The sequence below is a fragment of the Amycolatopsis sp. NPDC049253 genome, from assembly GCF_040678995.1.
GTDB lineage: Bacteria > Actinomycetota > Actinomycetes > Mycobacteriales > Pseudonocardiaceae > Amycolatopsis.
This window is the reverse complement of the sequence record NZ_JBFAQX010000047.1, coordinates 1-11482: the sequence shown is the minus strand read 5'-3', so window position 1 is coordinate 11482 and position 11482 is coordinate 1. Positions and strand designations below refer to the sequence as shown.

Sequence of the window (11482 nt, the reverse complement as noted above, 5' to 3'; positions counted from 1 at the left end):
ACGGATGGAGCCGCGACACGCACGGGCGAGACTGACACGAGTACCAGGCTGAACCGGCCAATTCGGACGGTCAGCGGGCCTTCGGCCCGCCGGGGCCGGAAGAACGGAGGGAGACAGGCGATGATCACGTTGGCAGCCGCGGAAAAGGCCATTCAGGCCGGTAAGGAGAAGGGTGCCGAGCTCGGTGTCGCGTTCACCATCACGGTCGTCGACGCCGGCACGCATCTGATCGCGGCGGCCCGGGTGGACGGCGCCGCGCTCGCCGCGGTGGAAACCAGCCACACCAAGGCGCGCACCGCCGTCCTGTTCGAACAGTCCACCCAGGACCTCGTGCCCGCGGTACAGCCCGGCGCGCCCCTGTTCGGCATCGAAGCGGCCACCCGCGATCCGCTGGCGTTCGTGCCGGGTGGCATCCCGGTGTTCGAGAACGGCGCGCTGGTCGGTGCGATCGGTGCGGGCGGCGGCACGCCCGATCAGGACCACGAGGTCGCCGCGGCGGCCGTCGCGGCGCTGTGAGGACGCCATGACCGTCCCGGAACCGGTTTACGCCAAGGGCTTCTCCCTGGTCGGCCACTCGGACCAGGGAGGACGGCCGGACGCGATGCAGGTGCAGTACCACCGCGACCACGTCTACGTCGGGCACCTGTTTTCGGGCGGCTTCTCCGTGCTCGACGTCCGGGACCCCCGTTCGATGCGGGTGCGCCACTTCGAGCCCGCGCCGCCGAACACCTGGAACATCCACCTGCAGGCCGCCGACGACTTGCTCCTGGTGATCCACGCCAAGGACCTGTGGGCGGAGTTCCGCGACGAGTCGGCGTACTACGGAGGTTCGGTCGGCACCCGGCTCGCGGGGACGAACCGGAACTGGAGTGCGGGGGTGGCGATCCACGACATCAGCGACCCGGCCGACCCGAAACCGATTTCCTTCCTGCCGGTCGAGGGCGTGGGGGTGCACCGGCTCTGGTACACCGGCGGCCGGTGGGCATACGCGTCCGTGCTGTTCGACGGTTACACGGATTACGTGTTCGCGGTGATCGACCTCGCCGACCCCGCGCGGCCGAAGTGGGCGGGAACCTGGCACCTGCCCGGCATGCACGCCGCGGCCGGGGAGACGCCAGAGTGGGATACGAAGCGGTGGCGATACGCACTGCATCACGCGATCGTCCACGACGACGTCGCTTACGCGTCCTGGCGTGACGGCGGCCTGACGCTGCTCGACCTCACCGACCGCGAAGCACCCCGGCTCGTCGTGCACCGGAACTGGTCGCCGCCGTTCGGCGGGGGTACCCACACCGCGTTGCCCCTGCCCGGCCGGGACCTGCTGGTCGTCGCGGACGAGGCGGTGGCCGACGAGCTCGCCGACGGGCTCAAGCACGTGTGGGTGTTCGACATACGTGAACCGGCGAACCCGGTGAGCATCGCGACGTTTCCGACGCCCTCGGACGACGCGTACAGCGCGAAGGGCGGTCATTTCGGCCCGCACAACTTGCACGAGAACCGGCCGGGAACGTTCGTGTCGGAGTCGTTGATCTTCGCTACGTATCAGAACGCCGGGCTGCGAGCATTCGACCTCACCGATCCCTACCGCCCGGTCTCGGTCGGGGCGTTCGTGCCGGCGGCCCCCGCCCGGCTGATCGACCCTCGGCCGGGTCGCCCCCGGGTGATTCAGACCGCGGACGTGACCGTCACCGAGTCCGGGCTCGCGTTCATCACCGACTACAACGCGGGTCTGTATGCCGTGCAATACGAGGAGGTCTGAGTGATGCGGGTGGTCGTGCAAGACCGGTTGGGCCCTCCGGAGGTGCTGACCGTGATCGAGCGCGCTGTGCCGGAGCCCGGCCCGGGGGAGGTCCTGGTCCGGGTGCGGGCCGCGGGGATCAATCCGGTCGACTGGCAGACGCGGGCGGGGCAGGGCGTGGCTCGGGGAATGGGACCGATGCCGTTCACCGTCGGCTGGGACGTGTCCGGCGAAGTCGTCACCGTCGGCTCGGCCGTCTCGGATTTTCGCCCCGGTGACGAGGTGTTCGGGATGCCGCGGTTTCCCGCGCAGGCCGCCGCGTACGCCGAGTACGTCGTGGCGCCGGCTGGGGAGCTGGCGCCCAAACCGCGACGGCTGGACCACGCGCACGCCGCGGCCCTGCCGCTGGCCGGGCTCACCGCGTGGCAGGCTCTGACGGGCAAGGCCGGTGTCCGGCCGGGGCAGCGAGTACTCGTGCACGCCGCGGCGGGCGGGGTCGGCCACCTCGCGGTGCAGATCGCCAAGGCGCGTGGTGCCTACGTCATCGGAACCGCGAGCGCCGGAAAGCACGAGTTCCTCCGCGAGCTCGGTGCCGACGAGCTGATCGACTACCACCGGCAGAGCTTCGAGTCGGTGGTGTCCGACGTGGACGCAGTGATCGAGCTGGCCGGTGGCGACAACGCCGCGCGCTCCCTGCGCACGTTGCGTCCCGGTGGTGTCTTGGTCGACGTCGCGCACGGGGGACCGCGAGGACTCGGCGCCGGAACCGGGCTGCGGGTCACCACGATGCTCGTCAAGCCCGACGGACGAGCACTTCGTGAACTGGCCGCCCTCGCCGACGACGGCCGGCTGCGCGTGGAGCTGGACTCGACTTTCGACCTGACCGAGGCAGCCGTGGCTCACGCCGTCGGTGAGAAACGCGCCACCACCGGAAAGCTCGTGCTGCGATGCGCCAGTGGCGCTGAGGCCCGATCGTGAAGGCCGTTCGACGGCACGAGTTCGGCGGTCCCGAGGTGCTGCGCTGGGAGGAAGTCCCGCGCCCGGTGCCCGGCCCGACCGAAGTGCTGGTGCGGGTTCGCGCCGGGAGCGTGAACCCGGTCGACGTCAAGACCAGAGCCGGTTCGAGCCGGGTGCGTAAGCTGCCCCTCGTCCTCGGCTGGGACGTCGCCGGGGAGGTGGTGGAACTCGGGGCGGGCGTAACCAGGTTCTCGGTCGGTGACGAAGTGCTCGGCATGCCGTGGTTCCCACGACCGGCCGGGGCGTACGCCGAGTACGTGACCTCACCGTCGAGGCAGCTCGTCCGCAAGCCCGCCACCATGGATCCGACGGCCGCCGGGTGCCTGCCACTGGCCGGCTTGACGGCGTGGCAAACGCTGGTCGACGTCGGCCGCGTCACCTCGGGCGATCGCGTCCTCGTGCACGCCGCGGCGGGCGGGGTCGGGCACCTCGCGGTGCAGATCGCGAAAGCCCGAGGGGCATACGTCATCGGCACGGCGAGCGCGGAAAACCACCCGCTGCTGCGGAAGCTTGGCATCGACGCGGTCATCGACCACCGCACGACCCGGTTCGAGGACGCCACCGACCAGGTCGACCTGGTGCTCGACCTTGTCGGCGGTGAGACCTCACGGCGATCCGTCGGGCTGTTGCGCCCGGGAGGCTGCTTGATCTCGGTCCCGAGCGGCACGACCGGCGATCTCAGCGACGAGGCCGGGCGCCGGGGTGCGCGCTGGAGCGATTTCCTCGTCGAGCCGGATCAGGTCGGCCTCGAAGGCCTGACGGCGCTGGTCACCTCAGGCCGGCTCGAGGTGGTGGTGAGCGCGGCGTTCCCGCTCGCGGCGGCGGCGGACGCCCACCGCGCCTGGGAAGGCGCCCACGGTCCCGGGAAGATCGCCCTCACCGCCTGAAACAGCCACGAGGACGGCCGCCGCGGCGACGTCTCATCGAGGCACTCCGCGCGGTGTCCGCCGCACCCCGGCCACCTGCCCGCGTGCACTTCTGTCGGTTCCGCTCATCACGAAGGGAAGGCAAGAACTCATGACCACCATCGCCGACCACATCGTCGAGTCGCTCAAGGCCAGCGGCGTCGATCGGGTGTACGGGCTTTCCGGCGACTCGCTGAACGGGTTGACCGACGCGATGCGCCGCAACGGCACCGTCGATTGGGTGCACGTGCGACACGAGGAGACCGGCGCCTACGCCGCGGCCGCCGAGGCTGGCCTGACCGGCGAGCTCACGGTGTGCGCGGGCAGCTGCGGGCCGGGCAACCTGCACCTCGTCAACGGCCTGTTCGACGCGAATCGAAGCCGAGTGCCGGTGCTCGCGATCGCCGCGCACATTCCCGGCGCGGAGATCGGCTCCGGGTACTTCCAGGAAACCCACCCGCAGAACCTGTTCGCCGAATGCAGCGTCTACTGCGAACTGGTGAGCAGTGCCGAATCCGCACCGCGGGTTCTCGAGATGGCCATGCGGGCCGCGGTCGAAGAGCGCGGTGTTGCCGTCGTGGTCGTTCCCGGCGAAGTCTTCCTGAGCAAAACGGACCAGGGCATCGAGCCCACCGTCGTGCGCGCGGCCGGTTCGGTCGCGCTCCCCGGCCGGGATTCGCTGGCGCGGGCGGCCGAACTGCTGAACGCAGCGGAGCGGGTCACCATTCTCGCCGGCGCGGGCGCCGCGGGTGCCCACGACGACCTCGTCGCACTCGCCGGAAAGCTGCGGGCCCCGATCGTGCACGCGTTGCGCGGTGCCGAACACATCGCCTACGACAACCCCTACGACGTCGGGCTGACCGGGTTGCTCGGCTTCGCCTCCGGTTACAAGGCGATCGACGAGGCCGACACCCTCCTCATGCTGGGCACAGACTTCCCGTACCGGCAGTTCTACCCGAAACGCGCCAAGGTCATCCAGCTCGATCTGCGAGGCAGTCAGATCGGCCGCCGCACCCGGGTCGATCTCGGACTGGTCGGTTCGGTGCGGGACACGATTCCCGCGCTGCTGCCGTTACTGGCCGGGAAAGCCGACGGGACGCACCTTGAACGCGCTCGCGAGCACTACGTGAAGACCCGTGAATCGCTGGACTCGCTGGCGGTCAACGATCACGAGCGCACGCCGATCCACCCCCAGCTGGTCGCGAGCACCATCAGCGAACTCGCCGCCGACGACGCCGTGTTCACCACCGATGTGGGCTCGCCTGTGGTGTGGGCCGCGCGGTACTTGCGGTTCAACGGCCGGCGGCGCCTGCTCGGCTCGTTCAACCACGGCTCGATGGGGTGTGCCCTGCCGCACGCGGTGGGCGCGCAGGCCGGGTCGCCGGGCCGTCAAGTGGTCGCGCTGGCCGGCGACGGCGGGCTGACCATGTCCCTGGGTGAACTCCTGACCCTGAAGCAGAACCGGCTGCCGGTCAAGGTCGTGGTGTTCAACAACTCTTCGCTCAACTTCGTCGAGCTGGAGATGAAGGCGGCGGGAATCGTGAACTACGGAACCGACTTGGAAAACCCGCCGCTGGCCGACGTCGCCACGGCGATGGGCCTGTGGGGCCGGCGAGTCGAGCGCCCAGGAGAGCTCGAAGGTGCGCTGAAGGAGGCGTTCGAACACGACGGTCCGGCGCTCGTCGAAGTGGTGACGGCCCGTCAGGAGCTGGCCGTGCCGCCCGCGATCACCTTCGAGCAAGCGAAGGGCTTCACGCTCTACGCGATCAGGACGATCCTGTCCGGCCGCGGTGAGGAGCTGCTCGACCTGGTCACGACGAACGTGGCCCGCCGGATCCTGCGTTAGTGGAAGGAAAATCGAAATGTCCGGAAAAAACATCCCACCCCTGGGTGGCTGGGTCGCCGACAGCTACGACGTCGTCGCGGAGTTCGACGACCTGATGCCGACCGGTCTCACAGTCACCGACGAAGGCCGGGTCTTCGTCTCGTTCCCACGCTGGGGCGACGAAGTGCCCTACACCGTGGCCGAGGTCGTGGACGGCAAGGCGTTTCCGTACCCCAGCCGCGAGCTGAACGAATGGAGCACCGAGCGCAGCCCGGACCGGCTGGTCTCCGTGCAGAGCGTGATCACCGATCCCGCCGGGCACGTCTGGCTCCTCGACACCGGAAGCCCCTCCTTCCAGCCGTGGCTGGAGAACGGGCCGAAGGTCGTGGAGGTGGACCCCGCGACCGACCAGGTGGTCCGCACCATCCACCTGGAGGGTGCGGCGGTGACGCCGACGACGTACCTCAATGACATCCGGTTCGATTTCTCACGTGGGCCGGCTGGATTCGCCTACCTCACCGATTCCCAGCCCGAAGGTGCGCTCATCGTCATCGACCTCGGCTCGGGCGAAAGCTGGTCGAAACTGCGAGGTCACCACAGCACCCACGCGACCGAGGGGTTTCGCGCGGTGGTGCAGGGGATCGTTCGCGAGAACTACGCCGTGGGCGCGGACGGCATCGCCATCAGCGCGGACGGAACGCGGCTGTACTACTGCCCGCTGTCGAGCCGGCGGCTCTACAGCGTGGCCACCGCCGCGCTCATCGACCGGTCTCTGAACGAGGAGGAGGTGGCGGCGTCCGTGGTGGATCACGGCGACAAAGGTGCCTCCGACGGGCTGGAGTCCGATACCGACGGCAACCTCTACGCCACTGCCTACGAGCACAGCGCGGTGCTCAAACTCGCCGCGGACGGAACCTGGTCGACCGTGCTCCACGGACCCGACGTGCTGTGGCCGGACACGCTCGCGCTCGCGGCGGACGGGTACCTCTACGTCAGCGTGAACCAGCTGCCGCGCACTCCGCTGTTCAACGCCGGGGTCGACGACCGGGTGCCGCCGTACCGGATCGTGCGGGTGCCGGTCGACGCGCGCCCGATCCGGCTGACCCGGTCGGAGCCGGTCCGATGACGGCCACGGAGGTGATGGTCGAGCCCGCCACGTTGCGTGCCGTGCGGGCCCGTCCCGTCCTCGTCCCGTTGCGCCGCCCGGTGATCGCGGGCATCGGCCGGTTCGACGAGTGGCCGCTGGTGCTGGTCGACGTCGAGACCAGCGCGGGTGTCACGGGCAGCGCCTACCTGGCGCCCTATCGCGCGGCCGCGATGCCGGCGATCGTCGCGGAGATCGACGACCTGGCCGCGGTGTGGCGGGGCAAGGCCATTGCGCCCGCCGACGCGTTCGGCGTTTTCGGCGACGCGCTCAATGTGGTCGGCATCGCCGGAGTGTCGATGATCGCCCGCGCGGCCCTGGACATGGCGTTGTGGGACGCCCACGCGAAGGCCGCCGGACTGCCGTTGGTGCGCCTGCTGGGCGGCACGCCGGGGCCGGTGCGGGCCTACAACAGCAACGGGTTGTGGCGTCACGAGATCGCCACGCTCGCCGAGGAAGCCGCACAGCTGCGCGACGAGGGCGGCTTCACGGCGATGAAGCTCCGGCTGGGGCACCCTTCGCTGCGCCACGACCTCGACGCCATCAAGGCCGTACGCGACGGCGCGGGCGAGGTCGACCTGATGGTCGACTTCAACCAGGCGCTCGGGTACGGCGACGCGATCCGGCGCTGCCACGAACTCGACGAGCAGGGCCTGTACTGGTTCGAGGAGCCGATCCGGTACGACAACATCGAGGGCTACCGCCACCTCGCCCAGCGGGTCCGGACCCCCTTGCAGCTGGGCGAGAACTACTACGGAGCCCGCGACTTGTTCACGTTCCTGCGCGCGGGCGCCGTGCCGTACGCGATGGCCGACCTCATGCGCATCGGCGGGGTCAGCGGTTGGCTGCGCACCGCCGGACTGGCCGCCGCCGCGGGCACACAGCTGTCCAACCACCTCTACCCGGAGATCTCCGCACACCTGATGCGCGTGACCCCGACGGCGCACTGGCTTGAATGGGTCGACTGGGCCGCGCCGGTCCTCGCCGAGCCGCTCCGGCCGGTTGACGGGTGCCTCACCGTCCGCGACGCGCCGGGGACCGGAGTGGCCTGGGACGAGACCGCGGTGCGCAAGTACGCCGTCGGGTGACGGCCGGAAACTACGAGGAAGGAACGAATAATGGAAACTCCCTACGACCTGATCGGGAAAGTCCCGGCCTTCACGGTGACGAGCGCCGACATCGACGACGGCGGCGTGCTCCCGCTCGCGCAGGCCAGCGGCATCTTCGGCGCCGGCGGCTCCGACACGTCCCCGCAGCTGAGCTGGTCGGGGTTCCCGGGCACGACCAAAAGCTTCGCTGTCACGGTGTATGACCCGACCGCTCCTACGGCGAGCGGGTTCTGGCACTGGGCGGTTGCCGACATCCCCGGCACAGTGACGGATCTGCCCGCCGGAGCGGGCGACGACACCGGATCCGGACTGCCGGAAGAGGCGTGGCAGCTGGCCAATGACGCGGGGCTCAAGCGCTACCTGGGCGCCGCCCCGCCACCTGGTAGCGGTGACCACACCTACTACGTCGCCGTGCACGCGGTCGACGTCGAGTCGCTTGGTCTCGACACAAGCGCCACCCCGGCGTTCCTGGGGTTCACCCTCTCGTCGCACACGCTCGCGCGTGCGGTGATCAGCGCCCGGTTCGCGCTCCAGTGACCGGGCATGTCGAAGAAGCAAGGCGAGCAGGCGCACAACGTCGCGGGCCCGATGTGCACCCGGGATCGCGATCTCACCCGAAGCACCCGTGGCCTGGCCGCGCGCGAGCTCGACTGTCGTCGAGTTGAATCCCGTCACCTCACGTAGGTGGCGCTCCCCGGCGACTCTGTCGCCTCATCACCAACCCGCTGAACCAGGAGGACCGAAAGTGAAGCTTTCCCGAGCCGTGGCGGCCGTCGTCACCGCCGTCTCGCTGGCCGTGCTGGGCGCGACGACGGGGGCGGCCACGACTGCGACGCCCGTGGTCACCCACTCGGCCAAACCCACCATCGTGCTGGTCCACGGCGCGTCGGAGGACGGTTCGACGTGGAACGGGGTGACCGCGCGGCTGCAGAAGGCCGGTTACACCGTCGTGGTGCCCGCACCGCCGTTGCGCGGTGTGGCTTCCGACTCCGCGTATGTCGCGAGCCTGCTCAAGACCATTACGGGTCCGAAGGTGCTGGTGGGCCACTCCTACGGCGGGATGATCATCAGCGAGGTGGCGGCGGAGTTGCCGGATGTGACTGCTCTGGTGTACGCGGCCGCGCTGATCCCGCAGCCGGGGGAGAGCCTGCAGAGCCTGGTCTCGCTATATCCGGGTTCGCTGTTCGGAGCCGCGGCGCGGACGGTGGATTACCCAGGTGGCACCGACGTCTACGTCGATCCGGGCCAGTTCCGCGACGTGTTCGCCGACGACCGCTCGCCTTCCGATGCCGCCTTGACCGCAGCCGCTCAGCGTCCGATCGCGGCTTCGGCCACGACCGAGGCGGCGACCCGGGCCGCACCGGCTGGGATCCCGAAGTACGTCCTCGTCGCGACGGAAGACCACGCGATCCCACCCGCCGCGGAGCGGTTCATGGCCCGGCGCGCCAACGCGTGGACGGTCGAGGTGCGTTCGTCGCACGACCTGCCCACCTCGCATCCCGATGCCGTCGCCGGCGTGATCGAGAAGGCGGCGGCGCGTCCCTGACGGCCAGGCTGCGTTGCGGCTTCCGGAGGCCGGAACGGCAGCCTGGCGGCGACGCGGGGCGGATCCGAAGGCCGGTACGGTTGGGCTCAACTCGCAGGCGTTGGGGCGAGGCGCCGGTAGCGATCGGCTCTCCCGGCGTCCCCCAGCGCTTCGGCTGACGCGGCAGCCAGGGCGAAAACTTCGACCCAGCCGTCCTGCACCGCCATGTCGTTCGCAATCGGGGCCAGCGCGTCGGCGATTCCGACCGCCGCCTGGTGGTCCCCCGCGCCCACGACGTGCCGCAGCGCGCCGAGCCACGATCCGGCTTCGTCACGGAGCCAGCGACGAGCCGAGTCCGGATCGGGGAACTCCGGTGGGCCTGCCGTTGCCCGCCGTTGCGCGGCGAGCCCCGCAGCGCGGGCGGTCGCCAGCAGCCACGACATCAGCCGCGTGGTGGCCTCGGTCACCGCATCGGCGTCGTCGTCCGTTCGGAGCTGCTCACGCGCGAAGAGACGGATGAGGGGGTGAAGGACGATGCGGTGGTCCGGTACCGCGCTGACGAGGCTCTTCTCGGCCAGCTCGTCGAGTCGCCGGGTGAGTTCGCGTGCCGGCAGCCCACTCACGATGGCCGCCGATCGTGCGCTCGAGTCTCGCCCGGGGACGAGGGCCAGCCGGCGGAACACGAGCCGGGTGAGCGAGTCGAGCGAGCGGTACGACGAGGCGAAGGCCGACGCAACCCGGAGGTCGCCCGCCGCCAGGTGGTCGAGGCGGCCGTCCTCGCATTCGAGTTGCCTGACCAGGCTCTCGGGGTCCCAGCCGGGCCGGCTCAACAGCCGGTTGCCCGCGATCCGGAGCGCGATCGGATAGTTCCCGCACAGCTCTGTGATCGGACGTAACCGGGCAAGGTCCTCGGTGGGCTTCCCGCCGGCGGCCAGGACCGCGCGAAGCATCTCCGCGGATTCCGGTCCGGTCAGTGGGCCCAGCGCGATCCGGCGCGCATGTTCGAGTCCGGTGAGTGCACGGCGGCTGGTGATCAGCGCCGACGTGCCGCCCTGACCGGGCAGCAGCCCGCGGACCTGTGCCTCATCGGCCGCGTCGTCGAGAACCAGGAGCATGCGGCGGTTCGCCAGCAGGTGCCGCAGAAGCTGGCTCCGATCGCGAGAACCGTCGGGAATGTCACCGGCCGGCACGCCCAGCACCCGCAGCAGCCGGGCTTGCACGAGGTAGGGCTCAAGCGGCTCGATGCTGGTGCCGCGGAGATCGACGAACAACCGGCCGTCGGGGAAGTCTCCGCAGGACGCAAGTCCACGGTGGACAGCGAGTGAGGTTTTGCCCACTCCGCCGGGTCCTGAGAGCACGAGCGGAATAGCAGCGTCCCGCCGATGCGCCAGCCACGAGGAAACGGCGGCGATCTCACGTGCGCGACCGGTGAAGTCCGGAATGGGGGTCGGCAGCTGGCACAGCGCGGCCGGTTCAGGCCCGAGCAGGGGATGCGCACTGCTCGGGGCGGTCAGCAGCGTCCGGCGGTCCGCATCGTCGAGGCCCAGTGAGTCCGCCAGTGCGATGAGCGTCCGGACGTGCGGGCGGCGGCTGCGCCCGCGCTCCATGTCGCTGATGGTCCGCACGCTCACGCCGGACCGGTGGGCCAGGTCCTCTAGGGTCAGGCCCGCGGCTCGCCGGTGTCCTCGCACGAGGCGACCCAGGCTTGGTCGTTCACTCATGGCGGGCCCTCCTCGTCTGTCGTCCCAGGCATCCCATCGTACAGACTGTTCCGTTCGATTAAGCCCCGGACTGTGCGCCGTGGATTCCCGTGGCGGCGGGTGTGATGACGATGCCGTCCCAGCGGGTCAGGAAATGGCGAAGGACACTTGGCCGGTGGTGGCACGGTCGAGCGCGATGGCTCGCCGTCGTACTCCGCCACGCTCGGAACGCTTGCGCGGAAACGGTTCCGGTCCCCCGGCCCTCCCGGTGCCGGCCCGGGGGCCGACGGGGCAGAAATCCAGCGCACGAGGCGCGGGAAGAAGGCGACACGAGCCGGGCTCGCCGCTACGGCGGGCGGACCCCGGTGGTCAGCCGTGCGGTCCGGTCTGCGGCGCCTGCGAGGACCGGCCGGGCCGGGGCGTACTAGTACTGCAACGGCAGTTAGTGGTGTTGTGGTAGATCATCCTGGTGGTGGTCGATGTGGTGATGGATCAGCTGGATCGGGTGCATGAGCGGAT

Annotated in this window: 10 protein-coding genes; 9 read left to right on the top strand and 1 reads right to left on the bottom strand. The window is 70.2% G+C overall.

The features are described 5' to 3' along the window. Positions 1–120: 120 nt before the first annotated feature. From AB0K15_RS45730 to AB0K15_RS45690, 9 genes are all read left to right on the top strand, one after another. Positions 121–516 carry a heme-binding protein gene (locus AB0K15_RS45730; RefSeq protein WP_364066984.1) on the top strand — a complete coding sequence of 132 codons (396 nt, stop codon included), beginning with the start codon at positions 121–123 and terminating at the stop codon, positions 514–516. Positions 517–523: 7 nt separating this feature from the next. After that, positions 524–1759, top strand: a complete 1236-nt coding sequence (locus AB0K15_RS45725) for a hypothetical protein (RefSeq protein ID WP_364066982.1) — start codon at positions 524–526, stop codon at positions 1757–1759. A gap of 51 nt (positions 1760–1810) precedes the next feature. After that, the gene (locus AB0K15_RS45720; protein ID WP_364066980.1) at positions 1811–2716 is read left to right on the top strand and encodes an NADP-dependent oxidoreductase; all 906 of its coding nucleotides are present in this window, start codon (positions 1811–1813) and stop codon (positions 2714–2716) included. Next, entirely contained in the window at positions 2713–3642 is a 930-nt protein-coding gene (locus tag AB0K15_RS45715) for an NADP-dependent oxidoreductase (RefSeq protein ID WP_364066978.1), read from the top strand. Before AB0K15_RS45720 ends, AB0K15_RS45715 begins: the two co-directional genes overlap by 4 nt. Before the next feature lie 130 nt (positions 3643–3772). Continuing rightward, positions 3773–5506 (top strand): ubiquinone-dependent pyruvate dehydrogenase, encoded by a 1734-nt coding sequence (gene poxB / locus AB0K15_RS45710; RefSeq protein ID WP_364066976.1) that lies wholly within the window; start codon positions 3773–3775, stop codon positions 5504–5506. 16 nt (positions 5507–5522) lie between these two features. After that, a complete protein-coding gene (locus AB0K15_RS45705) occupies positions 5523–6611 on the top strand; it encodes an L-dopachrome tautomerase-related protein (protein ID WP_364066974.1) in 1089 nt (362 codons plus the stop codon). Next, a complete protein-coding gene (locus AB0K15_RS45700; protein WP_364066972.1) occupies positions 6608–7717 on the top strand; it encodes an enolase C-terminal domain-like protein in 1110 nt (369 codons plus the stop codon). Before AB0K15_RS45705 ends, AB0K15_RS45700 begins: the two co-directional genes overlap by 4 nt. 30 nt (positions 7718–7747) lie before the next feature. Then, positions 7748–8275 carry a YbhB/YbcL family Raf kinase inhibitor-like protein gene (locus AB0K15_RS45695; RefSeq protein ID WP_364066970.1) on the top strand — a complete coding sequence of 176 codons (528 nt, stop codon included), beginning with the start codon at positions 7748–7750 and terminating at the stop codon, positions 8273–8275. A 208-nt stretch (positions 8276–8483) separates the two neighbouring features. After that, the gene (locus tag AB0K15_RS45690) at positions 8484–9284 is read left to right on the top strand and encodes an alpha/beta hydrolase (RefSeq protein ID WP_364066967.1); all 801 of its coding nucleotides are present in this window, start codon (positions 8484–8486) and stop codon (positions 9282–9284) included. A gap of 86 nt (positions 9285–9370) precedes the next feature. Here the strand turns inward: AB0K15_RS45690 and AB0K15_RS45685 are convergent, their stop codons facing one another. After that, positions 9371–10984 (bottom strand): helix-turn-helix domain-containing protein, encoded by a 1614-nt coding sequence (locus AB0K15_RS45685; protein ID WP_364066964.1) that lies wholly within the window; start codon positions 10982–10984, stop codon positions 9371–9373. Between the last annotated feature and the right edge of the window lie 498 nt (positions 10985–11482).